This is a genomic window from Mesorhizobium sp. WSM4308, assembly GCF_002294905.1.
Taxonomy (GTDB): domain Bacteria; phylum Pseudomonadota; class Alphaproteobacteria; order Rhizobiales; family Rhizobiaceae; genus Mesorhizobium.
The window spans coordinates 244,671-269,683 of record NZ_NSFW01000004.1 but is presented as its reverse complement, the minus strand read 5'-3'; the positions used below and the strand labels follow the sequence as shown (position 1 = coordinate 269,683).

The window sequence follows — 25,013 nt, the reverse complement described above, 5'->3', positions numbered from 1 at the left end:
GAGGGAACAAGCCATGGTCGGTGAAAGGGATCGTATCGCGCGAGCCGGCGACTACGTGCTCGGCCTGATGAACGATACCGATCGCGAACGGGCCGAGCGCGATCTGGAGATAGACCCTGCCTTCCGCGACGCCGTGCTGCAGCTTGCCGAACGCATGCATGTGTTTGATCGTGCCGAAAAGCCTGCCTTGCCTGCCAATCATTGGACGCTGGTGACGCAACGCCTCGCCGAATTGCCACAGATGCGCAGCGTTGGGCTCGGCAATGATGCCAAACCGCAGACGGTGATCCGAAGCCTGTCCCGGTCACCATACGGCGTTGGCGTGCATTCGCTTGGCGGCCGGCGCGGATTTGTCGTCGCCGTCGTGCTGATAGTGGTCTTCGCGCTCGGCTATTTCGTCGGAAAACTATAGGCCGACGCAGAACCGCCGGGCTTTCACCCGGCGGTTCGCAAATCAGTCTCTGCCGATCAATAAGGGCAGGCGTTGTCTGCCGTGTAGTCGTGCACCTGGATCTTGCCGGAGATGATGTCGGCCTTGGCCTTCTCGACCGCCGCCTTCATCTCGTCCGTCACCAGCGCCTTGTTGTTGTCGTCCATGGCGTAGTCGACGCCGCCTTCCTTGAGGCCGAGATTCTCGACGCCACCCTTGAAGGTGCCGTTCTTGCCATCCATGAAGGCGGTGTAGACGGCAATGTCGACGCGCTTCATCATCGAGGTCAGCACCTTGCCGGGCTGCAGGCCGTTCTGGTTGGAATCGACGCCGATGCCGAGCTTGCCGGCATCAGCCGCCGCCTGCAGCACGCCGACGCCGGTGCCGCCGGCCGCGGCGTAGACCACGTCGGCGCCCTGGTCGATCTGCGTCTTGGCGATCTCGCCGCCCTTGGCCGGATCGTTCCAGGCGGCCGGGGTGTCGCCGGTCATGTTCTGAATGACGTCGGTAGCGCCGGCCGACTTGGCGCCGCCGACATAGCCGCATTCGAACTTGCGGATCAGCGGGATGTCCATGCCACCGATAAAGGCAACCTTCTTGGTCTTCGAGGCCATCGCCGCCATGATGCCGACGAGATAGGAACCCTCGTTTTCCTTGAACACCAGCGAGCGGACATTGGGCATATCGACGGCATCGTCGATGATGGCGAAGTTGAGGTCGGGATAATCTTTCGCGACCGCTTTCAGCGCATCTTCCCAGGCAAAGCCCGCCATGACGATCGGGTTGTGGCCGTCCTCGGCGAAGCGGCGCAGCGCCTGCTCGCGCTGCGAGGCGTTGGACACTTCGAACTCGACATAGGGCGTGCCGGTCTCGGTCTTGAACTTCTCGGCGCCATGGAAGGCAGCCTCGTTGAAGGATTTGTCGAACTTGCCGCCCAGATCATAGAGGATGGCCGGCTGGACATCCGCGGCGAAAGCCGGAAGAACCATTGCGGTTGCGGCCAGGAGGCCGAGAACGATACGTTTCATGTGATCCACACCCTGTCGGTTATTTTTTCCGTTACGCCCCGCCTGCCTGCCCGGTTCTGCGGCCGGCATGCGACGTCAGCCAGGAGTGTATTCCCCTCCCGCTCGGCGGCAATCTGGCACGGCCCGAAACAAAATTCACGCGGAATTTTGACCTTTTGGAAAAGCGTGCCGGGGCAGGCCGCGCCGCAGCTCGATCTTGCCTGGCGAACCTTTGCCGATCAGTTGGCGGCGAATTGGCCGGTGCGCCGCTGGCGCCTATAGCCGATGGCGTAGAGCAGGAAGGCCAGCACCGCGAACACGGCAAATCCCGGCTGGTCGAGCACCCACGCGATGGCGCCATCCCACAAAAGCGGGCTGGCCTTGGCGCGGACGAAGGTTTCGAAGGCCGCCCGCGTTTCCGGCGACACCGCCAGCCAGCTGGCATTGAGCGGGGTCAGCACAAGCGCCGAAGCCGCCACCGTGCGCGTCGTGTCGAGCACCGCCATGATGACGGAGACCGACAGCGCGACCATCGCGGCAAGGCGGAAAATGAAGCGAAACATCCAGGTTCTCCCCCGGCCGATCCTGGATGCTTTCCCAAGGGATCTCCGGCACGTGTCCCGAAACGAGAAATAGAATTTGTCTGGCCCGCCCGCAACCGCGATACGCGAATTTGAAGGCCCGCGCTTTTCTGTCCCTATGCCACGGGCTTGCGCCTGCGCCGATGGACGAGCCAGACGGCGAGAATGCCGCCGCCAATGGCGCCGACCACCAGCCCGGCCAGGCCGATGAAGGCGGCGAAATAGCCGCAGCCACCCTCGAAGCAGCTCACCTGGGCGACATCGGCGATCACCGAGCCGGCGAAGAAGCCGACCAGGGCACCGATGACGGCGCCCAGAATGATGCCGAGCAAGGCGGCGATGATGGAAACGAAGACCGGCGGCGCTTCGGTTTGCGGCCTGGCGTAGACGGTCCCGGCGCCGGAGCCGGGGCGCAACAGGTAGATGCAAAGCAGGCCGATGCCGATCTCGATGGCGGTGATGCCGAGGCTCCTGGCGGAGAAGGCGAATTCCGGCACGGTCAGCACATAGGCCTGTCTCGCCAGCACCCAGACGATGGTGGCGATCTGCCAGATGGTGAAATGGCGGGGGAAACGCCCAGAACGGCCAAAGGCGAGGCCGAGCAGGTAAAGCCCCCACAGGATGGTGATGACATTGGCGACGAGCCCGCCAACGAGGAAATAGAAGATCCTGTCGGGCAGGCCGGAATTGCCGACCAGCCACCATGCCGACGCCAGGCCATAGACCGACCACGCCATGACGAAGATGAGCCAGCCCACCGGGACGTAAAAAAGGTCGCCGCCCGGGCGGCCGGCCGGCGCCTGCCCACTCGGTTGTTCGCTGCTCGATGTCATGTCCGGACGATGCCCCCGCAAAGCCTCTGCCTCACTCGACAGGTGGCCGGCGGCGAAGTCAAGCGCGGCGGCTCTTGCGGGCTTGCCTGTGCACATCATTCGGCGCCGGCGCCCCGGAAACCGGTGCGAGGGCGGCCCCGCGAACCGCCATGTGGCCGGCAAAGCGAATAGAGCGCCGTTATGGCTTGGCATTCGGCGCGGGATCGACTAGATGAGCCCCGCGCCTGTTGCTTCGACGGCTCAGGTGCCGGGGAAGGATGTCCGCTGGTTGGGCGGCATCCATGGCGCGGACATTCCGCGCCGCGGCCCCAAGGAGATGCATCTCCCCAACCCGCGCGGCGAAACCGGCCGGCGCGAAGGCACGGACGGAGAGGTGGCCGAGTGGTTGAAGGCGCACGCCTGGAAAGTGTGTTTACGGGAGACCGTAACGCGGGTTCGAATCCCGCTCTCTCCGCCAGTCAACCGGGAATCGTGGGTTTTCTCGATTTTTCCGGCGGTAGATAGCCAAACGACTAGCCAAACCGAAATTTGAAGCGGAAGTCCCCCTGCCCCTAGTTCCGTGGCAAACTGTGAATCTCCAGCCTTACCGGCCCGCCGCGATCGCAGCTTGTGCAGAATAGTGCGCGCTCGACCGTGCTAAACAGCGCGCCTTTGCCATATCGCTTTATGAGAGCTGCCGGCTTTACGTCCGCAAAATGTGAGCAGTTTTTGCACCATGCGCGCAGCGCATGCCTTTCGCGCAGATCACCAAGCGAAACGTCTAGGCCGGCATGTACGCTGCCATCGACTATAGTCTGTGGCGGGATCGCCGGTTCGCCGGGAGTTACAATCTTTTCCATCACGTGCCGCCCGTTGAAGTGGATTAGGAGCATTCCGGGCCGACGCCGAATGGCCGACTGCCACGCCGCTTGACTGACGAACGAATCCGGCGACCGAGAGACCGTCTCGACTAGCGTGGTTTCCTCCCGATCCCAGACTTCAATCCGGAAATGATCCTCTTCGGTATTTGCCACAGCTCCGCCCGGCGAGCGCGCGTCGCCGTCCCGTTTCCCATCCCTTCGATTGATTGAGATAGAGAACATTTTCCTAGCCAGTCAAGGTGCGGTTGACAATTTTGTTCCCATTTTGTTCAGTGTGGTATGAGCGACGAAATTAGATTGCCGCGACCGGATTACGTGACCGTCCCGCGCGTACAGAACCACACCTGTGAGCATCCCGATTGCGGCCAGCATGCAGGTTGGGGCTTTGCCAAGCCGAAACAGGAACCGCACTGGTATTGTACCGATGGCGAACGCCATCTCTGACCGGGAACGTTTGGGGGGATTGCATGATACCAACAGATTTTCTTCGCTATGAGGATGTTCTTGCTCCGGCCGACTTCCAAAAGATTGGGCAACTCACGCTTCGTTGGTCGCTGATTGAACACACCATCGGGAACTGTCTCCGAGTCCTTTTGCGTCTCACCCCGGCAGAGTCAGTCCCGATGGTTTTCAAACTCGCTGCGAGAGAGCGTCGGGAACGCATCCGAGAGTTAATTGCCGTCAATCCGGTTCCGCCAGAGACTGAATTTCTGTTTAAGGAACTGGACGTGGTGATGCAGGCAATACAGCCTGTCAGGAACAACCTCGTTCACTCGATCCTGCTTTGGACAGGTGACAGGAAGAACCTCTTCTTTCACCTCAGATCGAAGGACAAAAATCTAACCAAGGAAGAGGTCTTTGCTACCGAAGACCTAACTACTTACGCACTTTTGGCCGTTCTCAATTTCAGGTTCGCGGTGGGGCCGAAGGATCATGATCCGGACGAGATTCCGCCGCCGCTGCCCGAAAGACCGGAAGTGCCAGAGTTCCTTCGTCCATCGCTCCGATGGCCTGAAAAGCCAAGCACGGCTGTGTCCGGACTTTAAGGTCGTTCGTCGTAAAAGTCTTGCAACGACGCGTGCCGCAAACCTTCCTCGCCGCGCAAGTGCTTCACACGGCCCACCAGCCCCGGCTGTACCCACTGCGTCGCTGGCCGCTTCACGCCCTTCGGTGCTGGCCCTGCATGCTCTTGGACGCGCTGCCAAAGCCGCTCGCGCATCTCTCGATTGAGCGTGATGAAAGCCGCACCGACGTAGCGTCCGGTGCCGCGTTCCGCCATAAGAGCGAATGCCGGCTTGCCCGCTTCGCGCTCGACGCCGAGAATTTCATATTCATCCACCGCGTAGCTTTTTGCCTTTAGCCAGGCCGTTGAGGGACCGCTTCGGTAGACACTGTCCCTCCGCTTCGACACAACGCCTTCAAGCCCTGCCTGCTCGACAAGATGGAACACGGCGGCACCCGTGCCGGGCAGCGCCTGGCTGAATTGGATGCGCTGTCCGTAGGGTATCAGCGCAGCGAGGATTTCCCGGCGATCGTCCAACGGCATGTCACGTAGATCGTGGCCGTTAAGGTGCAGCAGATCGAACGCAACGAAATAGAGGTCATGCTGTCGGCGCGTGATCGCTTTGCGCAACTCACTGAAATCAGAAATTCCGGCTTCGCTGAGAACGACGATCTCACCGTCGATTATCACATTGTCAACGTTGAGGGCAGCGGCAGTGGCGGATAGGTCGCGGTACTTAGCCGTCCAATCCAAACCGCGACGGGTGAAGATGCGAACGCCGTCGCCATCGCGGACAATTTGCGATCGGTATCCGTCGAATTTGACTTCGTAACTCCAACCGGCACCCTCCGGTGGCTTGTCGACCAGAGTTGGCATCAATGGCGGTATAAATTTCAAACGCATACGGACGCCCGGCAACCCGCGATTCAAATCGCGAACCGCTAAATTAGTTCCGGATAATTTAATGCGACTAGGTATTCAAAAGGGTTCCGAAACCTAGCCTTTACCGTCCCGGCATGTGACGTTGCATGACGATTGTCGTCGATAGCGACGGACTGGATGTGGTCAATATGGAAAGCGAAGACGATCTTGCGCGGAGCATTCGAGAAGACGGCTTTTTGTCGGAATCGCTCGAATCGGCTCTGCCAAGGTTCAGAGAAATCAACCGAGAATGGGTCGATTTTTCGAAAGACCTGAACAGGCTCGCTCTAAGATTTTGGATCGCTCACGACAACGTCGTTCTTGGCCGCACGGGCATGGACCCGGTATCGATCGCGTGCCGGATTATGTTGCGTGCACTCTCCAATTTTCAAGCTGCCATCATATTAGCAGAAAGAGGCCTAGTCGCTGAGGCTGACTGCCTGTCGCGCGGTCTCTACGAAGCCGGGTTTTGGTTAGGATATCTGAGCGAAGAGCCAACGGAAGCGGCGGGCGCTTTCATTGCAGACGAAAAAAATAGTCAGAAATCGCTCTTGAAACATTTACGTCGGATTGAAGAGGCGACCCCAGGCGTCTTCGGTTTGGATTTGGCAGAAATAGACAGGCGCATAAGTGCTGTAGGTCCATCGAAATCGCAGGATTTGGAGGAATTGGCGAAGAAGGCGGGACACTCGTTGTTCTACTCGACTTATAAGCGGCTCAGTTCAGGTTCGGCACATGCGTCACTTGCTAGCACCTATGCATTTATGAGTAAGAATGCCGATGGAACGTTTTCTGGACACATCTTTGGTCCCGATGTTGAAGGAGCCATGTCGTCATTTAGTTCAGCTTGTCATGGGCTAATACTGTGCATTGCGGGTTACAGCGGCGTCCTAGGGAAAACTGAACAAGATGCTGATTTGATCGCGGCATTCAAGCGATACGAAGCTCTATCGATCGAGCGCGATGCCGGACCCGAATAGCGGCACACTGTGGATTTGACGAAATGTTCTCCTGACAATCGGCGGAGGACTGGACCGCCATTTTTCCTGATTTTGCTAGTGGATTTGGCACAACTAGCCAAATAGGCTCGCCAACGCTCGCCCAGGGTCGGCGCAATGCCGGTTCCCTCACATCTATTGTGTAGTCACATCTACGACCGAATTGCCTACGATCGCGCCGTTGAGAGAAACTGACAATCCACCGGCGCTCCACCGAATTGCTGCTTTGTTCGTCTTGCCTGGAACGATACCGTTCATATCAAAATCAAGAACGTGGTGGCCACTTTCTTCATGCCAGAGTTCCAATCGAGACCTACCAGAAAAATCTTGCCATAAGTTTAGTTGTCTACGTCCATTGTGAGAGCAATACTGCAAAAGATACCGCCCGGATTGCTCTAGCATCTCTCTAAAAATGCCAAATTGGATAAATATTACTCCGATAGACGGCAATTCGAATTCTCCTATGATTTCGCCTCCAGGTAAAGTCATAGGATGACTACCGAGTATTACGAAATCAGCCGGTAATGTCTGTGTTGCAGCATAGTTCGGTATTACAGCGTGAAATGAAATTATTGGGTCGCCGCCGTTCTGCAAATTCTTGTCTTGGAACCGACCCGTAATCACTATCGCGCAGATGTGTTTCCGCCTATTTAGATCACGGGCAAGCTCATCTTGGCAATCATCGAGCGCCTTTTGAAAATGCCGGGGATTTCGGTAGGGAATTTGAAAATGAACGACGCCGGGACTGTCCGACGGAAGCTGATCTCTGGCCTTTGTAAATAGCGCCCGTAGGCGATCCAGTTGACTTGAACCGGGGAAGGCTCGCGTTTTGAGCACCCAGACTTTTGATGCCTCTACGGAAGTGTGCTCCGCGCCGAATACCATTTGATAATCGGCACCAATATCAAAATGCAGTGGGAGGGGCATTACCTCAGAGTCATTCATTATGGTTTGGATATTTGCGACGTATGCACTTCCCTCTAAGCGGATATCTCCCTCATAGTTTCTTATAATTCCATTTATTTCAGCCACGACATCAGCGGCGTCTTTTGACAATATAGGCCTCTTTGCCTCAATAACTACCTCAAGGCTTTTCTTTTGTTTATCTAGCCTCCTAATTATTGCCTGCCGAATGGTATCCCACACGCGATCTTCAATGCGGACGTCATCAAGAAGGCTTTTGCACTCAATATAGACTTTTCCTGCATCGCCAAAATCAGATACAAAATCAGGCTGTTCACCTCGGGTTGGCTGAACAAAAGCAATCGGCAATTTAAATTCGTGAGCGTACATATAGAAGATAAAGGCTTCAAAGGCGGCTGAGAAAAACTCATCGTCACCCTTCAGCTTGTTCAGTAGCTCGGCGAACTCCGGGTCCTGTGCGGCTACCAGAATTGGGAACCGCATATCGAGCAGAAAGAAAGCTTGCTCGGAAAGCTGGATCGAGCGGGCTTCAACTGACTGCTGTAGTTGGTGCCAAGCCACAGCGAAGGGATGAGCGCGAGCTAGGCGCTCAAAATATTCAGGCAAGCTCTTAGCGGTTGCAAGATCGGCATAGCCACGAGTGAGTTGAGCAAAGATTTCCTCCGGGAATAAGGCTCTCAACGCCGCAGCGTGCTCGCCAATGTTGTCCCTCGTGACCCTGTTGGGCGGGACATTTTCATCCTCTAACGCCAAGGTTCAATCCCCTGTTGCCGGTCTATGGCGCTGGTAGCATTGATAGTCGTTAAATTCACGCCCGGAGTTGCTTCTGTCCCGCTTGGCTGCTTTAAAAGTAGTTCGTAGGCGGGAGTTATCCGACGCAATCCCGGTATTTCGCTTGAGCAATTTCAGACGTGTCGGTCAGGGGAACGATGCGCTCCGGCAAACCAATGATTGTTCGGTTGGCGGATGGTGGCGAGCGCTTGTGCCGGCTCCGGGCAAGGTTGCATAGTCCAACAAGGCGACTCAGCGTGCTGTGCGCATCGGCTCGGAGCAATCGTGATTGGACTTTATGACATCTGGCCCGCTTTCGTGGTCGTCGCGCTGCTTTGGCCGCTTGCGGGCATGCCGCTGTTTCAGCGGGTAGGTTTCGAATCGAACTCCTCCAGGGTGCGGGCAATAGACGGAATGCGAGGCTATCTGGCGCTTGCCGTCGTGCTTCACCACGCCGTCATCTACCATGAAATGCTGGCGACCGGCGCATGGAAGTATCCGCCTTCGGCTTTCTATGGCCCACTGGGACAGGTGGGCGTATCCTTGTTCTTCATCATCTCCGCCTATCTGTTCTGGGGGAAACTGCTGTCGGCAAAGTCCTCCGTGGATTTTCCGACCCTGTTCCTCAAGCGGGCTTTCAGGATCGGGCCGCTCTATGTTCTGGCCGTCGGTACGGCGATGGCTTTGGAGGTCGCCGATGGCGCGATCGACTATTCGGCCTTCGCGACCTACGAGCGGGCATTTTTCAATCTGCTGTTCGGTGTCTTCGGCTATGTCCCGCTTTCGAGTTCCCGCGTCTGCGTATTGGCCTGCGTAACCTGGACCTTGCCCTATGAATGGCTGTTGTATTTCAGCCTGCCGATCGCGGCGATATTCAGCCGGCATCCGGTGGCCCGCATGGGCTTGCCAGCCTTTCTCCTGGCGTTTTCAATTCTCATGTCAGTGAACGGGGGCCGCCCCGCCTACGGCTTTCTGGGGCTTTTCGCGGGCGGAATGTTGTGCGCAACGCTTGAAGCGCAAGGCCTGCTGGTGAAGTGGCATCGGCATGCCTTGTCCGCCGCCGCCCTGGTGATGCTGGTGTGTATCTTCGCCGTTTATAAGACTGCCTACGCGCCGGGGCCGATGCTGCTATGCATTGCCACCTTCTTCCTGGTGGTGACGGGCGCTGATTTCTTTGGTCTGCTGACGGCCTCCCGCTCGGTGCGGCTGGGCGAGATCAGCTTTGGCATCTATCTCTTGCAAGGGCTTGCCTTCGTCTCGACGTTCTCCATCGCCCCCCTGCGGGCCTTCGCCATGGACAATGCCGCCCAATATTGGCTCGTGATATTGATTGCGATGGTGCTTCTGGTCCTCATGGCGCTGGTCGCGCACCTTGTGATCGAAAAGCCGGGCGTCTCGCTGGGAAACCGTCTTGCGGCAGTTCTTCGCCTGTCGACGCAGCGCGAGGTGCGTGAGACGACAGCCGCTGACGCAGCGCAGCCCTGGCGCACCGCGGACGTCTCACAAGACAGTCTGCAGGCCGCGCACAACGCCCAAGAGCGATGATTTCCGGGCCATTCGAACGCTGTTTGGCCTGGGCTGACGCGAACGATGCGGGCATCGCGATCAGAGCACGACCGCCGCATTTCATATGAAATGCTCCCGGCCCGGAACCTCTTGGCCCGCAGCGCGTTTCACGGCGTCCCGTCCGTGGACCAGCCCGGATATTTCTCCTGGCGCTGCTATAATCAGGAGCCTGCTTCATGCACGACAAGCTGTTTCATTCACCGGTCGCACTGACCGTCGGCCTTGGCTTCAAGCGCGAGATTGCCTCGCTGGCCGAAATGCACGATTTCCTGACCGATTGGACGACCTCGCGCCGTGGCCCCCTCCATCGCAATGCCGTGGAGGCGTGCGGCCTTGCGCTGGAAGGCTGTATCACCAGGGACGAGGCGCGCCATGCGCTCGTCGAGTTCGCACAAGCAACCGGCATCCTCTGGCCCGAAGTCGAGCCGGACATCGTGGCGCGCGCCGTCGCGCGCGGCTATGGCGGCTACGCCGCCTGAGTTTGAGGCCACCTCCCGTCGTGGCGGCTAACGCCGCCACCACCGAAAGCCCGGCTTGGCCTTCCCGAGCCGGGCTTCGCTTTGTTGCAAGGCGATCACAAGGATCGCCGTCATCTGCCGCTGATGTTTTGCCCAACGGTGTAGGCGATCAACCTTTCGAAGGCGCGCGCCGACGCGTCGGCTTGGGCCTCGTCGGATCGGGCTCTTGCGATGACTGCGCTGCGAGGCGCAGCTCTCTCAATCTGGCTGTCTTTGCTTCGCGGGCCGCCCGCTCGGCGTCGAGTACGATCTGCGATTCACGCTTGGCGCGCTCATCGCGCTGGGTGTCGACTTTTGCACGGACCATGTGCTGCTAACTCCATTACGAACCAGCGTTGATTTGGAACAAATCGCCGCCTCCATCATCTTCCGGCCCCGCATGGTGCAGTGTTGCGGCGGGGGCGGCGATTACAAATGATGGTTGGAAGGCTTTTGTCATCGATGTTCCGGGATAGAGGTGTCAGTCACACCAACCTGACGAGACGACGAGCGACGCCTCGAATATCTGGTGTCCCTCCTCGTCGCGTACCTTGACGGTGATGGCGGTGTGGCCGTTTTCGATGATCTCGTCGCGGACGATGTCGGGCAGAATGCGGATCGCTTCGCGCCGTAGGCGTTCGCGCGTCTCGAAGACCTGGCCGTCATCATCGACCGTCAGACCGTCGCCATTGTAGAGGTCAAGATAATATCGAGGCATGATGGGCTGAACCTCAGACTGATGAGATGGCGAAATATTCAACCGACAATTCGCGGACCAACCAGTTGTTCCGTCAGAGGCGCATTTGCCGCGGAACAAGCAGGCGCTAACAAATGTTAATGCTTAGCAGTGGCCAACGGCGTATGCAGCCGAAGCCGCCTTTGCTTCCGACAGAACAAGATGGCGATCGGCTGTCGAAGCCCTTTCGCCGGAGATTGCGGTGCTTGAATCCCTCTATCTGAACCTGGGGCAGCATGACGCGCTGTCAGACGCCGAGAAGGCGCTGCTCGCCGGCGCCATGACGTTCGAGAGGCATTTCGCCACCGGCCAGGACATCGTCGCATCGGGGTCGCGTCCGACTTATTCGACGCTGATCCTCGATGGGCTGGCGGCGCGCTACAAGGTGCTGGAGAATGGCGGCCGGCAGTTCACCTCATTGCAGGTGTCCGGCGATTTCGTCGATCTCCATGCTTTCCTGCTGAAGACCATGGATCACGGCATCGTCGCTCTGTCGCCCTGTCATGTCATGTTCGCGGACCATAGCCGGCTTCGCGCCATCACCGAGCAGGCGCCGCACCTGACCCGGCTGTTGTGGCTGGACACGCTGGTCGACGGCGCCATCCACCGCGAGTGGATCGTCGCCATGGGGCGGCGCTCCAAGACCTCGCATCTGGCCCATCTCGTCTGTGAACTCTTCGTGCGGCTGCAGGTGGTGCAGCGGACCAGCGGCATGAGCTTTCACCTGCCGCTCTCGCAGGCTGAACTGGCCGATGTGCTAGGCTTGTCGGTGGTGCACATGAACCGGGTTATCGGCGCCTTGCGCAAGGTCGGGGTCGTCAACTGGGCAAACCACACGGTGACCATTCTCGACTGGCACCGGCTGCAGGAAATCGCCGAGTTCGATCCCACCTATCTCAGCATGATGCGGGAGCCGCGTTAGTTTATTCCAGACGCGGCTCCCCGATCCTGTGGGCGAGACGTTCAAGCCGCTTCGGCTGCTACGTTGACCGCCGTCTCCGCGATCTTGGTCAGGGCCTCGTCCGTGGCCTTCTCTTCCTTCAGCGTTGCTTCGAGAAGCGTCACGGCTTCGTTCAGGCCGAGCTCACCGCCCCACGTCCTCAGCGTGCCATAGCGTGAGATCTCGTAGTGCTCGACCGCCTGCGCGGCGGCCAGCAGACCGGCATCGAGCGCGGGAGATCCCTTGTACTCCTCCATGATCTCGGCGCCTTCCTCGGTGATACCCATGATCGCCGCACAGGTCTTGCCGACCGGCTTCTTGCCGATCACGCCGAAGACTTTCTCCAGTCTGGCGACGTGGCCCTCGGTCTCGGTGCGGTGCTTTTCGAAGGCGGCCTTCAGCTCGGCGCTTTGCGCGGCCTTGGCCATTTTCGGCAGTGTCGCCAATATCTTCTTTTCGGCGAAATAGATGTCCTTCAGCGTGTCATGAAACAGGTCGTCGAGCATTTTCTGCTTTGCCATCGTCATATCCTCTGATGCGTGAACCCTCAGGGCGACAATCTCCCGCAGAATGATTCGTTCCATCCGCGCCGCATAGCGCGGTCGAGCGGTCCAACCCGACAAATCCTCATCGGGACGCCATCTCCCCCGACACCGACGGCCGGCAAAACCTTTATAAAATTCCTATTTCTTTCCGCCCCGCGCCGTCTCGAACGTTTATGGCGAACGGGTCCATATTCCGCAGGGGAAAAACGTCGAACGCCGCCAATCGGAATGCGGCGCGCCGTTTTCACGTAATTGCAGGCCTACTCCGGCAGTTGCCGAATAGAAAAATCAAAGCAAGGAACAAGCACAATGGACATCGTTGTTCTCGGGATAGGGGCTTTGTTTTTTGCCCTGTCCTTAGCCTACGTCAAAGCCTGCGACAGAATTTGAGCTGAAGGATCGAGCCATGCTTTTCGATTACATCCTCGGCGGCGGCGTGACCTTGTTCCTGCTCGCCTACCTCACATACGCCCTCGTTCGTCCAGAACGCTTCTGAAGGCACGGAAAGCCACAAGCCATGACACTGAACGGTTGGATACAGATCCTTGTCTTCTGCGCGATCATCGTTTTGCTGACGAAGCCGCTTGGCTTCTACATGCACCGCGTCTTCAACGGCGATCGCACGCCGCTTTCACCGATCTTCGGCCCGCTCGAGCGTGGGCTCTACCGCATTTGCGGCACCAGCGAACGCGAGGAACAGCACTGGACCGCCTATGCGGTGGCCTTGCTGCTGTTCAACCTTGCCGGGTTCCTGGTGCTTTATGCCCTGCAGCGCCTGCAGGGCAGTCTGCCCTACAATCCCGCCGGCATGGGCGCGATCGATCCGGCGCTCGCCTTCAACACCGCCGCCAGTTTCGTGACCAACACCAACTGGCAGAACTACGGTGGCGAAAGCACGATGTCCTATCTCCTGCAGATGGCCGGGATGACGGTCCAGAATTTCGTTTCGGCGGCCACCGGCATTGCCATCGCGATTGCACTGATCCGAGGCTTTGCCCGCGCCTCCGGCAAATCGATCGGCAATTTCTGGGTCGATATGACCCGCTGCACGCTCTACGTACTCCTGCCGCTCTGCATCGTGCTCACCCTGGTCTATGTCCGGCTCGGCATACCGCAGACGCTTGGGCCGTATGTCGACGCCACCACGCTGGAAGGCGCCAAGCAGACCATCGCGCTTGGCCCGGTGGCCTCGCAAGTCGCCATCAAGATGCTCGGCACCAATGGCGGTGGCTTCTTCAATGCCAATGCCGCGCATCCGTTCGAAAATCCCGACGCCATCTCCAACCTGATCCAGATGGTGACGATCTTCGCGCTGGGTGCCGCGCTGACCAACGTCTTCGGCCGCATGGTCGGCAACCAGCGCCAGGGCTGGGCGATCCTGGCATCGATGGGCGCGCTGTTCATCGCCGGCGTCGCCGTCTGCTACTGGGCAGAGGCCGCGGGCAATCCGCTGATCCATGCGCTGGGCATCGACGGCGGCAACATGGAAGGCAAGGAAACCCGCTTCGGCGTCGCTCTGTCGGCGCTGTTCGCCGTCATCACGACGGCCGCTTCCTGCGGTGCGGTCAACGCCATGCATGACAGCTTCACCGCGCTCGGCGGCATGATCCCGATCATCAACATGCAGCTCGGCGAGGTCATCGTCGGCGGTGTCGGCGCCGGCTTCTACGGCATCCTGATGTTCGTCGTGGTTGCCGTCTTCGTTGCCGGCCTGATGGTCGGCCGCACGCCGGAATATCTCGGCAAGAAGATCGAGGCCAAGGAAGTCAAGATGGCGATGCTGGCCATCCTGTGCTTGCCGCTCGCCATGCTGATCTTCACGGCGATCGCCGTTGTCCTGCCGAGCGCCGTGGCCTCGATTGCCAATGGCGGTCCGCACGGCTTCTCCGAGGTGCTCTACGCCTACACCTCGGCGGCGGCGAACAACGGTTCGGCCTTTGGCGGCCTCAGCGGCAACACGCCCTGGTACAACATCACCATCGGCATCGGCATGTTGATGGGCCGCTTCCTGGTCATCATCCCGGCGCTCGCCATCGCCGGCTCGCTGGCGGCGAAGAAGACCGTGCCGGCTTCGGCAGGCACCTTCCCGACCGATGGGCCGCTGTTCGTCGGGCTGCTGATCGGCGTCATCGTCATCGTCGGCGGCCTTACCTTCTTCCCTGCGCTCGCCGTCGGGCCGATCATCGAGCACCTGGCGATGATCCATGGGCAAACCTTCTGAGGCGGCCATGCCCTTGTTCAGCAGCAAGCGTCGCAAGGCCAGGCCGCCGGCCGACAGCGAGGGGGAGGCCAAGCCTCCTCCCTTCCCGACCGTGTCGACGTTCCTGGGCATTGCGGCCGTCATGATCGTGATCTGGCTGCTGGTCTACGGCCCACCCTTTTCGGCATCCAATCACCCGGTGCCGCCCAACAACAGCGAAGCCGGAGCTTCAAAATGAGTCACACAAAATCAGCCAGCATCGTGGATGCCAGCATTCTTTGGCCCGCCATTGGCGGTGCCTTCCGCAAACTCGACCCGCGCACGCTGGCCCGCAACCCGGTGATGTTCGTCGTCGCAATCGTCTCGGCGCTGACGTCAGTGCTGTTCGTCAGGGACCTCATCACCGGCGGCGGCGACCTGCGCTTCACATTGCAGATCATCATCTGGCTGTGGTTCACGGTGCTGTTCGCCAATTTCGCCGAGGCCGTCGCCGAGGGGCGCGGCAAGGCGCAGGCGGATTCGCTGCGCAAGGCGCGCACCGAGACCCAGGCCAAGCTGCTGGCCGGCGAGGACCGCTCCAAATTCAAGCTGGTGCCCGGCACCAGCCTGAAGGTCGGCGACATCGTGCTGGTCGAAGCCGGCGACATCATCCCGTCCGACGGCGAGGTGATCGAAGGCGTGGCCTCGGTCAATGAGGCGGCAATCACCGGGGAGTCCGCACCGGTCATCCGCGAATCCGGCGGCGACCGTTCTGCCGTCACCGGCGGCACGCAGGTTCTGTCCGACTGGATCCGCGTGCGCATATCAGCCGCGTCCGGCCACACCTTCCTCGACCGCATGATCTCACTGGTCGAAGGGGCCGCGCGCCAGAAGACACCGAACGAGATCGCGCTCAACATTCTGCTCGTCGGCATGACGCTGATCTTCGTGCTGGCCACCGCGACCATCCCGAGCTTTGCCTCCTATTCCGGCGGCTATATCTCGGTGACTGTGCTCGTCGCGCTGTTCGTCACCTTGATCCCGACCACCATCGGCGCGCTGCTCTCGGCCATCGGCATTGCCGGCATGGACCGCCTGGTGCGCTTCAACGTGCTGGCCATGTCGGGTCGTGCCGTGGAAGCCGCCGGCGACGTCGACACGCTGCTCCTCGACAAGACCGGCACCATCACGCTCGGCAACCGCCAGGCGACCGAATTCCGCCCGGTCAAGGGCGTCACCGAGCAGGAACTGGCCGACGCGGCGCAACTCGCCTCGCTCGCCGACGAGACGCCTGAGGGGCGCTCGATCGTCGTGCTGGCCAAGGAGAAATACGGCATCCGCGCCCGTGACATGGCGACATTGCACGCCACCTTCGTGCCCTTCACGGCGCAGACCCGCATGAGCGGCGTCGACATCGACGGCTCGTCGGTACGCAAGGGCGCCGTCGATTCCGTGCTTGCCCACGTCAATCAGTCGACGGTGGCCGCCCACGGCACGCGTCCCGGCAGCGATACCGTCAGGGATCTCCAGGCGATCGCCGACGAGATTGGCAAGTCTGGCGGCACGCCGCTGGCGGTCGAGCGCGATGGTCGCCTGCTCGGCGTCGTCCACCTCAAGGACATCGTCAAGGGTGGCATCAGGGAGCGCTTTGCCGAGTTGCGCAAGATGGGTATCCGCACGGTGATGATCACCGGCGACAATCCGATGACGGCAGCGGCGATCGCGGCGGAAGCCGGCGTCGACGACTTTCTCGCCCAGGCAACGCCCGAGGACAAGCTGAAGCTGATCCGAGACGAACAGGCCAAGGGCAAGCTGGTCGCCATGTGCGGCGACGGCACCAACGATGCGCCGGCCCTTGCCCAGGCCGATGTCGGCGTCGCGATGAACACCGGCACGGTCGCCGCCCGCGAGGCGGGCAACATGGTCGACCTCGACAGCGATCCGACCAAGCTCATCGAGATCGTCGAGATCGGCAAGGCGCTGCTGATGACACGCGGCTCGCTGACGACCTTCTCCATCGCCAATGACGTTGCCAAGTATTTTGCCATCATCCCGGCGATGTTTGCGATCTTCTACGTCGCGCCGGGACAGACGACCGGCCCGTTGCAGGCGCTCAACATCATGCATCTGGGCACGCCGCAGAGCGCCATCCTGTCGGCCATCATCTTCAACGCGCTGATCATCATCGCGCTGATCCCGCTGTCGCTGAAAGGCGTCAAATATCGCGCCATCGGCGCCGGCGCGCTGCTCCGCCGCAACCTCCTCGTCTACGGCCTCGGCGGCATCATCGTGCCGTTCGTTGGCATCAAGGCGATCGATATGATCGTCACCGCCCTCGGCCTCGCTTAAGGAATAGATCCATGCTCACCCAGATAAGACCCGCGATCATCATGATCGTCTTCTTCACGGTCCTGACCGGACTGATCTATCCGATCGGCATGACCGGCATTGCCCAGGCGCTGTTTCCGCACCAAGCCAATGGCAGCCTGATCGAGAAGGACAAAACGGTCATCGGCTCCGAGCTGATCGGCCAGGTCTTCGCCAGCGACAAGTATTTCCATGGCAGGCCTTCGGCGGCCGGCAATGGTTACGATGCCACCGCCTCCGGCGGCACCAATCTCGGCCCGACCAATCCCAAGCTGATCGAGCGCATCAAGGGCGATGCCGAGAAGCTGAAGGCGGAGAATCCGAACGCACCGGTCCCAATGGATCTGGTGACGACGTCGGGCAGCGGCCTTGACCCGCAGATCAGCCCGGAGGCCGCCTATTTCCAGGTTCCGCGCGTGGCCAAGGCCAGGGGCATCGACGAAGCCAAGGTCAAGGCGCTCGTCGACGGCCAGGTCGAGGGCAGGGAGCTCGGCTTCATGGGAGAGCCTGTCGTCAACGTGCTGGCGCTCAACCTGGCGCTCGACGCGGCTAAATAGGTGATGGAGAGGTCCGGGGATCGACAGCATCCCCGGACCTCGCCATGATCGATCCTGATGCCGGACGACAGAAGCAACGAAAACCGACCTTCCCCCGACGCGCTGCTCGAGCACGCCGAGCGGGAGGGACGCGGCCGCCTGCGGATATTCCTCGGCGCCGCGCCCGGTGTCGGCAAGACCTACGAAATGCTGATGTCGGGCCGTGCCAGGCTGGCGGACGGCATCGATGTGGTGATCGGCGTCGTCGAGACGCATGGCCGCAGGGAAACCCAGACCCTGGTCGAGGGTTACGAAGTCATCCCCCGCCGCAAGATCGACTACAAGGGGCGCGTCCTCGACGAGATGGACATCGACGCCATCCTCGCCCGGCGCCCCGCATTGGTTCTGGTCGACGAGCTCGCCCACACCAACGCGCCCGGCAGCCGCCACCCCAAGCGTTATCTCGACGTCCAGGAGATCCTGGCGCGCGGCATCGACGTCTACACGACGCTCAACATCCAGCATGTCGAAAGCCTGAACGACGTCGTCGCGCAGATCACGCGGGTCAGGGTGCGCGAGACGGTTCCCGATTCCATCATCGACCAGGCCGACGATGTCGAAATCATCGACCTGACGCCCGACGACCTGATCAAGCGGCTGGAAGAGGGAAAGGTCTATTTCCCCAACACGGCGCAGCGCGCCATCGAGAACTATTTTTCGTCGGGCAATCTGACGGCTTTGCGCGAACTGGCGCTGCGCCGCACCGCCCAGCGTGTCGACGAGCAGTTGCTCAATCACATGCAGTCGCACGCCATCCAGGGCCCATGGGCCGCGGGCGAGAGGGTGCTCGTCTGCGTCGACGCGCGTCCGGGCGGCGCGGTCCGCATCCGCTACGCACGCAGGCTGGCCGACCGGCTTCGCGCGCCATGGACGGCGCTGCATGTCGATACGCCGCGCTCGGCCGGCATGTCCGAGGAAGACAAGGACCGGCTCGCCACGCTGATGCGCCTTGCCGAGCAACTCGGCGCCGAGGTGACGACCATTCCCGGCCAGAACGTCGCGCAGGACATCGTGCGCCACGCGACGGCCAACAATTTCACCCATATCGTGGTGGGCAGGCCGACCCGGTCGCGCTGGCGCGAACTGATCGAGGGCTCGCTCACCTATGATTTGATCCGCAACGCCGGCGACATCAGCGTCCACGTCATTTCGGGGACCGAGCGGGATGCCGAAGCGACCTCGAGAAGGGTCAAGGCAGCGGCCGAGCAGAAGCAATTCCAGATCTGGCCCTATCTGCTGGCCACGACCTATGTCGCGGGTTCATTGGCCGTCAGCGCCGTCCTCGACCAGTTCCTGGACGTCCGCAATCTGGCGATCGTCTTCCTCCTGGCGGTGCTGACATCGGCGGTGGCCGGCGGCCTTTGGCCGGCGCTCTATGCGTGCTTCCTCAGTGCCCTTGCCTTCAACTATTTCTTCCTCGAGCCGCGCTACACACTGACGATCCGGGATCCCGAGAGCATCGTGGCGCTCGCCGTCTTCCTTGCCGTGGCGGTGATCGCCAGCAATCTCGCCGCGCGCATGCAGCGCCAGGCCGTCGCCGCCCGCTCGCGGGCACGGGCCACCGAGGACATCTACCTCTTCTCCAGGAAGCTCGCCGGCGCCGGCACGCTCGACGACGTGCTGTGGGCCACCGCCTTCCAGATCGCCTCGATGCTGAAGCTGCGCGTGGTGTTGCTTCTGCCCGAAGACGGCACCATCACCGTCAAGGCAGGCTATCCGCCGGACGACACGCTGGCCGAAGCCGACATCGCCGCAGCCCGCTGGGCCTGGGAACACAACCGCGCCGCCGGGCGCGGCGCCGATACGCTGCCTGGCGCCAAGCGTCTTTATCTGCCTTTGCGTACCGGGCGCACCGCGATCGGTGTCGTCGGCCTCGACAATGACAAGCAGGGCCCGCTGCTGACGCCCGAGCAACAGCGCCTGCTCGATGCGCTGGCCGACCAGGCGGCGGTGGCGATCGAACGCGTCCAATTGGTCGCCGATGTCGACCGCGCCAAGCTCGCCGCCGAAGCCGACCGGCTACGCTCGGCCCTGCTGACCTCGATTTCGCATGATCTGAAAACGCCGCTCTCGGCGATCATGGGAGCGGCGGGCACGCTCAAGGAATTCGCGCCGGATCTGCCCGAGCCGGACCGGGCGGAGCTCCTGTCGACGGTGATCGACGAATCGGAGCGGCTGAACCGCTTCATCGCCAATCTGCTCGACATGACCAAGATCGAATCCGGGGCCATGGAGCCGAACTATGCCCTGCATTATGTCGGCGATATCGTCGGCACGGCGCTCAACCGCGCCCGCAAGATCACCAGCGAACACAAGATCGAGGTCGATATTCCGCCCGACCTGCCGATGCTGAAGCTCGATCCCGTGCTGTTCGAGCAGGTTCTGTTCAACCTTCTCGACAATGCGTCGAAATATTCGCCGTCCGGCTCGACGATCCGCGTGCAGGGATGGGCCGACAATGGATCCGTCATCGTGCAGATCATGGATGAGGGGCCGGGTATTCCGGGGCATGATTTGGAACGTGTGTTCGACACCTTTTACCGGGCGCGCAAGGGCGATCAGGTGCGCGCCGGCACCGGCCTTGGCCTGTCGATCTGCCGCGGCTTTGTCGAATCGATGGGCGGCACCATCTCGGCCGCCAACCGGACCGACCGCACAGGGGCTGCGTTCACCATCAGGATCCCGATGACGGCGGAAGCACCCGATGCCGGCAATCGCGGCGAAGAGACCAGCGTGGATCGGCCTTCATGACAAATTCGAATGTCAGGATACTGGTCGTCGATGACGAGCCGCCGATCCGCAAGCTGCTTCGGGTCGGCCTCGGCAGCCAGGGCTATGGCATCAGCGAGGCGCCGAACGCCAAGGTGGCGATCGAACTGATGGAACAGGAAAAGCCGGATCTGGTGCTGCTCGACCTCGGCCTGCCTGGCATGGGCGGTCATGAGCTCCTGCGCAAATGGCGTGACGAGGGCCTCGACATTCCCGTCGTCATCCTCTCCAGCCGCACCGACGAGGCCGGTATCGTCAATGCGCTCGAACTCGGCGCCGACGATTATGTCACCAAACCGTTCGGCATGAACGAACTGGTGGCGCGCATCCGCGTGGCGTTGCGGCACAAGTTCCAGCAACAGGGCGAGAAGCCTGTATTCCAAAGCGGCGACCTCAGCGTCGATCTGGTCAAGCGCATCGTCAAGGTCGAGGGCAAGGAGATAAAACTCTCGCCGAAGGAATACGACATATTGCGCATCCTGGTGCAGCATGCCGGCAAGGTGCTGACCCACCATTTCATCCTGAAGCAGATCTGGGATGATTCGACCGACGTGCAGTATCTCCGGGTCTATGTCAGGCAGCTCCGGCAGAAGATCGAGAAGACCCCCGACCAGCCGCGCTACATCACCACCGAGACCGGTGTCGGCTATCGGCTGCGTGTCGATTGAGACAGCTCGAATTGAAGTTCTAACTTTTTGTTTTGACGCAATTCCGGGCGGAAAACCGTACACACTTTTCCTGGAATTGCTCCAGTCAGACGACGGCTTCCAACGGCCGAGTTGCGGCCACCGACGTCCGCAAGGCGGCGAGACAGCCGAGGATGCCAAGCGGGACGAAGGCAAGGAACAGCCAGCTCGCGACATTGGCCGCCGCGTCGTGGTTCAAGCCTTGCGAGAAGCCGCTGGCATTGGCGACGATGCCGGCAAGGGCGGCCCCCACGGCGTAGCCGATGCGCTGCATGGTCGGCACCGCGGCCGAGGCGATGGTCTGCTCGTCGTCCGGGGCGGAGGCGACGATGACGCGGGTCAGGAACGGCCAGGCAATGCCGAAGCCGCCGCCCTGCAGCAAGGCGCAGACCAGGATCAGCGGGATCGAGCCCAGGGGTATCGTATAGGCAAAGCCGGCGATGCCCGCCGCGATCATCAGCGCGCCGGTAACAATGATCAGCCGTTCACGCTGCGGCGGCGCGTTGGCGACGAGGATCGACAGGATCGACCAGGCGATCGATTCAGCGGCGATGATGTAGCCGGTGATCAGCAGCGGGATGTCGTGCAGGCTGGTCAAAAGCAGCGGCCCGTAGACGCCGAAGGAGCAGGTCGCGACGGAAAAGGCGGCGACCATGGTCATGCCGGCACCGACCGGAGTGCGCCACGAAAACAGCCGCGCCGGGAACAGCCGCGAGCGCGGCTTCAGCGCGTCGATGGTGAAGAACAGCGCGAGCCCGGCCAGGCCCAGCACGACCAGCAGAGAGGAACGCAACAGGGCGATGTCGATGCCGGCCGAGGCGATCAGCACCACGGCGACGGCCAGGCAGGCAAGGGCGGCGAAGGGGAAGGGCGGGGTCTTGCCGGCGCTCCTGCTGGGTTTCTTCGCCTCCGGCGTGTTGAGCACGAGGAAGCTTGCCAACGCCATGGCGGTACCGCCGAGGGTGAAGACGCCGAAGGCCCAGCGCCACGACAGGAATTCGGTCATGATAGCGCCCAGCAACGGGCCGCTGAACGCCGCGACGCCCCAGATCGCCGACATGATGCCGAAGAGCTGCGGCCAGATGGTGCGCGAAAACAGCCGCTCGACCGAGACGAAGGCGAGCGATACCAGCGCGCCGCCGCCCAGCCCCTCGATCAGCCGGCCGGCCAGGAACAACTGCATGGAAGGCGAGGTGGCGCAGATCAGCGCGCCGGCGGCGTAGAGCAGGGCCGCGACCACCATATTGGTGCGCAGCGCCACGTAGCTCACCAGTCGCCCGGCGGCGGCACCGGCGACGATGGCGCCGAGCTCGTAGATCGCCAATGACCAGCCGACGAGCTGCACCCCGGCCAGTTCGCCGACCATCGCCGGCATGACGGTTGCCACCATCGTCTCGTTGGTGGCGTGCAGCAGGATGCCGAGGCTGATGAAGCAGAAGCGCGCCAGGTCGCCGCTCGCCCACAATGCGCGCCAGTCGACCCTGTTTGTGCTGATTTCAGTCATGTCCACCCCATGCTTTTGCATATCGCGATGCCGGCGCACGGCACCAGAAGCCAGCAAGGCTTTCCGGCAGGACCATGCGCGGCAACAGCGCCGGATAGCGTGCCCATCGGGGTGCCGGTCCGGTCGGGCTGGGCTTGTAGAACCTCAACCGCGGTTGAGCTCAAGCGGTTTTTTCAAGGAGGTCAGTTCTCGGTGCTGCGCAGCTGGAACTGGCTGACGCCGATGGCGAGATTGATGCCGGTCTGCGTCTGCAGGCTGAGCGGCTGGAGGGTGAAGGCCTGCGAGGAGCCGCCGGCCAGGAGATTGGCGCCGGCGCCGACGGCGGCCGTCACCTCGGCGCTGGCGCCGATATAGTCGCCCGCCAGCGCACCCGGCGCGTAGATGTTCTTCAGCGGCGTCAGCACCAGCCAGCGCATCACCGACTGTTTTGTCGTGCCGATGTCGAGGCCGTATTTGTTGACCGCGCCAAAATAGGCCTCCGGCGCGAAGCTCTTGTCGGTCGGCGTGAAGGTGCAGCTCAGATCCTTGGTCGAGCCGAAGATGAAGCCGGTGCCCCCGCCAATGGCGCATTCAAGGGTACCAAGTTCGATGCCTCGGTCCTGCGCCTGCGCCTGTGTCGCGCCGAGCACGAGTGCGATCGCGGCAGCGGCGATGGCTGTCTTCGGCATATCGTTCCCCCTCAAAATCAAACGGCGCGGAACCATCCTATATGGTTCCGCGCCGTAAGGTAGAGAGGAGCGCAAGGCTCCGTTCGATCACTTCAGCGAATGAATCAGCTGAAGCGAGGTCACGGCCACGGCGAGATTGACGCCGGTCTGCGCCTGGACGCTGAGCGGCTCCAGCATGAAGGCGCCGTCGAAGCCGCCGACCAGCAGGTTGGCGCCGCCGCCGGTGACGACGCTCGCCTCGGCATTGACGCCATAATAGCTGCCGGCAAGGTCGCCCGCGTCGCGGTCGCGGGTCGCGGCAAGAACCGCCCAGACGAGCTGGCCCTGATGTGTCTGGCCGAGATCGACACCGATCTTGGAGATGACGCCGGTGTAGATCTCCGACGGGCCGTGGTGGTAGGGACGGAAGACGCAGGACACGCCCTTGTTGGAGGCGACGATATAGGCGGTGCCGCCGTCGATGGTGCAGTCGAGAGTGCCGAGCTGCAGCTTTCCGGCGCTGGCCGGAGCGGCAGCGAACACGGTCGTTGCAAGGGCAGCGGCGCTGACGAGTTTCTTGATCATGGGAGGGTCCTTTCGCAAATCGCTTGGAATAACGGCTCGAGTGACCAGACCGTTCCGCTGAAAACTTGGCGCGAACAAGGCAAGGGTCAACGGCTTGGTGCGGGGGTTAACGCGCGGTTGCCGGATGGGCGGCGATCTGCAACGCCGCGTGTCCTTTCGGACACGCCGACGTCGCTATAATGCTTAGCCGGCTCTGCTAACGCCGATATCAGCTGACGCGGGCGAGGCCGTCCTTGGCCGGCTGGTAATTGGGGTTGAGGCGCACGGCTTCCTTATAGGATTTCGCCGCCTTCGCCTTGTCGCCGCGCCGCTCGTAGATGAGCGCCTGATTGGCCCAGGCCTCGGCGTTCTTGCCGTCGAGCTTGATGGCCATGTTGAAGTCGGAGAAGGCGTTGTCCTCGTCGCCCGTCGCCAGATAGGAGAGGCCACGGCCGTTGTAGGGCTCGGCGGCATCCGGCGCCAGCGAGATGGCGGTCGAGAAATCCTCGATGGCGAATTTGTGCTGGCCCTGGCTTTGATAGATCAGGCCGCGATTGTGGTAGGCGCGGGCGTCCGTCGTGTCGAGCTGGATCGCCTTCTGGAAGTCGTTGAAGGCGTCCTGGGTGCGGCCCGCCTTGCGGTAGAGATTGCCGCGGCCGATATAGGCGGCGTCATAATTGCCGTTGATCTGGATCGACTTGTTGTAGTCGTCGAGCGCGGCCGCCTGATTGCCGAGGAAGCGCTGGATGAGCGCGCGGTTGGAATAGGCCTGGTAGAAATTCGGATTGAGCTGGATGGCCTGGTTGAAGTCCTTGAGCGCCGCCTGATACTGGCCGCCGCGGCCATAGGCCGAGCCGCGCACATTGTAGCCTTCGGGGTCCTGGGGATTGCGCTGGATGACGGCCGACAGCGAGGAGATGTTCTCGCTCGACCCTTGCGCCTTGTCGATGTTGTTGAACTCGCCGGTCGGGCCCGATGTCTGGCAGCCGGCCAGCACCAATCCGGAAAGCAGGGCTGCCGTCAGGGCGAAACCACGCAATGCGGTCCCGCGCTCCACGCTTATTGCGTTCATGTCTGCCCTGTCCTCAC

Annotated in this window: 24 protein-coding genes and 1 tRNA gene; 14 read left to right on the top strand and 11 right to left on the bottom strand. The window is 61.4% G+C overall.

Going from position 1 to position 25,013, the window contains the following annotated elements; genetic code table 11:
• Positions 1 to 13 precede the first annotated feature (13 nt).
• Complete coding sequence (locus CK227_RS09340) at positions 14 to 412, top strand: hypothetical protein (protein WP_095772519.1); 399 nt, start codon at positions 14 to 16, stop codon at positions 410 to 412.
• Positions 413 to 468: 56 nt separating this feature from the next.
• Here the strand turns inward: CK227_RS09340 and CK227_RS09335 are convergent, their stop codons facing one another.
• From CK227_RS09335 to CK227_RS09325, 3 genes are all read right to left on the bottom strand, one after another.
• Complete coding sequence (locus CK227_RS09335) at positions 469 to 1,458, bottom strand: BMP family ABC transporter substrate-binding protein (protein WP_095772520.1); 990 nt, start codon at positions 1,456 to 1,458, stop codon at positions 469 to 471.
• 218 nt (positions 1,459 to 1,676) lie between these two features.
• Complete coding sequence (locus CK227_RS09330; RefSeq protein WP_095772521.1) at positions 1,677 to 2,000, bottom strand: hypothetical protein; 324 nt, start codon at positions 1,998 to 2,000, stop codon at positions 1,677 to 1,679.
• Positions 2,001 to 2,134: 134 nt separating this feature from the next.
• Complete coding sequence (locus CK227_RS09325) at positions 2,135 to 2,851, bottom strand: hypothetical protein (RefSeq protein ID WP_245318105.1); 717 nt, start codon at positions 2,849 to 2,851, stop codon at positions 2,135 to 2,137.
• A 367-nt stretch (positions 2,852 to 3,218) separates the two neighbouring features.
• Between CK227_RS09325 and CK227_RS09320 the strand changes: the two genes are divergently transcribed.
• A tRNA-Ser gene (locus CK227_RS09320) sits at positions 3,219 to 3,308 on the top strand.
• Positions 3,309 to 4,178: 870 nt separating this feature from the next.
• Positions 4,179 to 4,757, top strand: coding sequence for a hypothetical protein (locus CK227_RS09310; RefSeq protein WP_095772523.1), 579 nt, complete (start codon positions 4,179 to 4,181; stop codon positions 4,755 to 4,757).
• Here the strand turns inward: CK227_RS09310 and CK227_RS09305 are convergent.
• Entirely contained in the window at positions 4,754 to 5,617 is an 864-nt protein-coding gene (locus CK227_RS09305) for an ATP-dependent DNA ligase (RefSeq protein WP_095772524.1), read from the bottom strand. The genes CK227_RS09310 and CK227_RS09305 overlap by 4 nt on opposite strands.
• A gap of 125 nt (positions 5,618 to 5,742) precedes the next feature.
• Here CK227_RS09305 and CK227_RS09300 point away from each other — a divergent pair, with 125 nt between their 5' ends.
• Positions 5,743 to 6,615 carry a DUF5677 domain-containing protein gene (locus CK227_RS09300; protein ID WP_095772525.1) on the top strand — a complete coding sequence of 291 codons (873 nt, stop codon included), beginning with the start codon at positions 5,743 to 5,745 and terminating at the stop codon, positions 6,613 to 6,615.
• A 153-nt stretch (positions 6,616 to 6,768) separates the two neighbouring features.
• On the opposite strand, the gene CK227_RS09295 is transcribed toward CK227_RS09300, so the two are convergent.
• Complete coding sequence (locus CK227_RS09295) at positions 6,769 to 8,310, bottom strand: hypothetical protein (RefSeq protein WP_095772526.1); 1,542 nt, start codon at positions 8,308 to 8,310, stop codon at positions 6,769 to 6,771.
• Positions 8,311 to 8,613: 303 nt separating this feature from the next.
• On the opposite strand from CK227_RS09295, the gene CK227_RS09290 reads away from it, so the two are divergent.
• On the top strand, positions 8,614 to 9,873 hold the full coding sequence (locus CK227_RS09290; protein ID WP_095772527.1) for an acyltransferase: 1,260 nt from the start codon (positions 8,614 to 8,616) through the stop codon (positions 9,871 to 9,873).
• A gap of 197 nt (positions 9,874 to 10,070) precedes the next feature.
• Entirely contained in the window at positions 10,071 to 10,373 is a 303-nt protein-coding gene (locus CK227_RS09285; RefSeq protein ID WP_095772528.1) for a DUF982 domain-containing protein, read from the top strand.
• A gap of 499 nt (positions 10,374 to 10,872) precedes the next feature.
• Here the strand turns inward: CK227_RS09285 and CK227_RS09275 are convergent, their stop codons facing one another.
• Positions 10,873 to 11,109, bottom strand: a complete 237-nt coding sequence (locus CK227_RS09275; RefSeq protein WP_095772530.1) for a hypothetical protein — start codon at positions 11,107 to 11,109, stop codon at positions 10,873 to 10,875.
• Between the two features lie 220 nt (positions 11,110 to 11,329).
• On the opposite strand from CK227_RS09275, the gene CK227_RS09270 reads away from it, so the two are divergent.
• Positions 11,330 to 12,049 carry a Crp/Fnr family transcriptional regulator gene (locus CK227_RS09270; RefSeq protein WP_095772531.1) on the top strand — a complete coding sequence of 240 codons (720 nt, stop codon included), beginning with the start codon at positions 11,330 to 11,332 and terminating at the stop codon, positions 12,047 to 12,049.
• Positions 12,050 to 12,090: 41 nt separating this feature from the next.
• Here the strand turns inward: CK227_RS09270 and CK227_RS09265 are convergent, their stop codons facing one another.
• On the bottom strand, positions 12,091 to 12,588 hold the full coding sequence (locus CK227_RS09265; protein ID WP_179295809.1) for a ferritin-like domain-containing protein: 498 nt from the start codon (positions 12,586 to 12,588) through the stop codon (positions 12,091 to 12,093).
• Positions 12,589 to 13,018: 430 nt separating this feature from the next.
• Here CK227_RS09265 and kdpF point away from each other — a divergent pair, with 430 nt between their 5' ends.
• From kdpF to CK227_RS09230, 7 genes are read left to right on the top strand one after another with little or no spacing between them, the layout of a single operon-like run.
• Positions 13,019 to 13,108, top strand: coding sequence for a K(+)-transporting ATPase subunit F (kdpF, locus tag CK227_RS09260; RefSeq protein ID WP_019861144.1), 90 nt, complete (start codon positions 13,019 to 13,021; stop codon positions 13,106 to 13,108).
• 21 nt (positions 13,109 to 13,129) lie between these two features.
• Positions 13,130 to 14,833 carry a potassium-transporting ATPase subunit KdpA gene (gene kdpA, locus CK227_RS09255; protein WP_095772533.1) on the top strand — a complete coding sequence of 568 codons (1,704 nt, stop codon included), beginning with the start codon at positions 13,130 to 13,132 and terminating at the stop codon, positions 14,831 to 14,833.
• 7 nt (positions 14,834 to 14,840) lie between these two features.
• Positions 14,841 to 15,050: a hypothetical protein gene (locus tag CK227_RS09250; protein ID WP_245433474.1), complete on the top strand. Its 210-nt coding sequence runs from the start codon at positions 14,841 to 14,843 to the stop codon at positions 15,048 to 15,050.
• Positions 15,047 to 17,140, top strand: a complete 2,094-nt coding sequence (gene kdpB, locus CK227_RS09245) for a potassium-transporting ATPase subunit KdpB (protein WP_095772535.1) — start codon at positions 15,047 to 15,049, stop codon at positions 17,138 to 17,140. Before CK227_RS09250 ends, kdpB begins: the two co-directional genes overlap by 4 nt.
• A gap of 11 nt (positions 17,141 to 17,151) precedes the next feature.
• Positions 17,152 to 17,715 (top strand): potassium-transporting ATPase subunit KdpC, encoded by a 564-nt coding sequence (gene kdpC / locus CK227_RS09240; protein ID WP_095772536.1) that lies wholly within the window; start codon positions 17,152 to 17,154, stop codon positions 17,713 to 17,715.
• Positions 17,716 to 17,772: 57 nt separating this feature from the next.
• A complete protein-coding gene (locus CK227_RS09235) occupies positions 17,773 to 20,505 on the top strand; it encodes a sensor histidine kinase KdpD (RefSeq protein WP_095772537.1) in 2,733 nt (910 codons plus the stop codon).
• Positions 20,502 to 21,191 (top strand): response regulator transcription factor, encoded by a 690-nt coding sequence (locus CK227_RS09230; protein WP_095772538.1) that lies wholly within the window; start codon positions 20,502 to 20,504, stop codon positions 21,189 to 21,191. Before CK227_RS09235 ends, CK227_RS09230 begins: the two co-directional genes overlap by 4 nt.
• A gap of 85 nt (positions 21,192 to 21,276) precedes the next feature.
• On the opposite strand, the gene CK227_RS09225 is transcribed toward CK227_RS09230, so the two are convergent.
• From CK227_RS09225 to CK227_RS09210, 4 genes are all read right to left on the bottom strand, one after another.
• Positions 21,277 to 22,713, bottom strand: coding sequence for an MFS transporter (locus tag CK227_RS09225; protein WP_095772727.1), 1,437 nt, complete (start codon positions 22,711 to 22,713; stop codon positions 21,277 to 21,279).
• Between the two features lie 182 nt (positions 22,714 to 22,895).
• Positions 22,896 to 23,381, bottom strand: a complete 486-nt coding sequence (locus CK227_RS09220; RefSeq protein WP_095772539.1) for a DUF992 domain-containing protein — start codon at positions 23,379 to 23,381, stop codon at positions 22,896 to 22,898.
• An 87-nt stretch (positions 23,382 to 23,468) separates the two neighbouring features.
• Positions 23,469 to 23,945: a DUF992 domain-containing protein gene (locus tag CK227_RS09215; protein WP_095772540.1), complete on the bottom strand. Its 477-nt coding sequence runs from the start codon at positions 23,943 to 23,945 to the stop codon at positions 23,469 to 23,471.
• A gap of 208 nt (positions 23,946 to 24,153) precedes the next feature.
• Positions 24,154 to 24,996: a tetratricopeptide repeat protein gene (locus CK227_RS09210; protein ID WP_095772541.1), complete on the bottom strand. Its 843-nt coding sequence runs from the start codon at positions 24,994 to 24,996 to the stop codon at positions 24,154 to 24,156.
• Positions 24,997 to 25,013 lie beyond the last annotated feature (17 nt).

Coding starts and splice junctions, on each gene's coding strand:
- CK227_RS09340 (WP_095772519.1), top strand. CDS start 14: ATGGTCGGTGAAAGGGATCGTATCGCGCGAGCCGGCGACTACGTGCTC.
- CK227_RS09335 (WP_095772520.1), bottom strand. CDS start 1,458: ATGAAACGTATCGTTCTCGGCCTCCTGGCCGCAACCGCAATGGTTCTT.
- CK227_RS09330 (WP_095772521.1), bottom strand. CDS start 2,000: ATGTTTCGCTTCATTTTCCGCCTTGCCGCGATGGTCGCGCTGTCGGTC.
- CK227_RS09325 (WP_245318105.1), bottom strand. CDS start 2,851: ATGACATCGAGCAGCGAACAACCGAGTGGGCAGGCGCCGGCCGGCCGC.
- CK227_RS09310 (WP_095772523.1), top strand. CDS start 4,179: ATGATACCAACAGATTTTCTTCGCTATGAGGATGTTCTTGCTCCGGCC.
- CK227_RS09305 (WP_095772524.1), bottom strand. CDS start 5,617: ATGCGTTTGAAATTTATACCGCCATTGATGCCAACTCTGGTCGACAAG.
- CK227_RS09300 (WP_095772525.1), top strand. CDS start 5,743: ATGACGATTGTCGTCGATAGCGACGGACTGGATGTGGTCAATATGGAA.
- CK227_RS09285 (WP_095772528.1), top strand. CDS start 10,071: ATGCACGACAAGCTGTTTCATTCACCGGTCGCACTGACCGTCGGCCTT.
- CK227_RS09275 (WP_095772530.1), bottom strand. CDS start 11,109: ATGCCTCGATATTATCTTGACCTCTACAATGGCGACGGTCTGACGGTC.
- CK227_RS09265 (WP_179295809.1), bottom strand. CDS start 12,588: ATGGCAAAGCAGAAAATGCTCGACGACCTGTTTCATGACACGCTGAAG.
- kdpF (WP_019861144.1), top strand. CDS start 13,019: ATGCTTTTCGATTACATCCTCGGCGGCGGCGTGACCTTGTTCCTGCTC.
- kdpA (WP_095772533.1), top strand. CDS start 13,130: ATGACACTGAACGGTTGGATACAGATCCTTGTCTTCTGCGCGATCATC.
- CK227_RS09250 (WP_245433474.1), top strand. CDS start 14,841: ATGCCCTTGTTCAGCAGCAAGCGTCGCAAGGCCAGGCCGCCGGCCGAC.
- kdpB (WP_095772535.1), top strand. CDS start 15,047: ATGAGTCACACAAAATCAGCCAGCATCGTGGATGCCAGCATTCTTTGG.
- kdpC (WP_095772536.1), top strand. CDS start 17,152: ATGCTCACCCAGATAAGACCCGCGATCATCATGATCGTCTTCTTCACG.
- CK227_RS09235 (WP_095772537.1), top strand. CDS start 17,773: ATGCCGGACGACAGAAGCAACGAAAACCGACCTTCCCCCGACGCGCTG.
- CK227_RS09230 (WP_095772538.1), top strand. CDS start 20,502: ATGACAAATTCGAATGTCAGGATACTGGTCGTCGATGACGAGCCGCCG.
- CK227_RS09225 (WP_095772727.1), bottom strand. CDS start 22,713: ATGACTGAAATCAGCACAAACAGGGTCGACTGGCGCGCATTGTGGGCG.
- CK227_RS09220 (WP_095772539.1), bottom strand. CDS start 23,381: ATGCCGAAGACAGCCATCGCCGCTGCCGCGATCGCACTCGTGCTCGGC.
- CK227_RS09215 (WP_095772540.1), bottom strand. CDS start 23,945: ATGATCAAGAAACTCGTCAGCGCCGCTGCCCTTGCAACGACCGTGTTC.
- CK227_RS09210 (WP_095772541.1), bottom strand. CDS start 24,996: ATGAACGCAATAAGCGTGGAGCGCGGGACCGCATTGCGTGGTTTCGCC.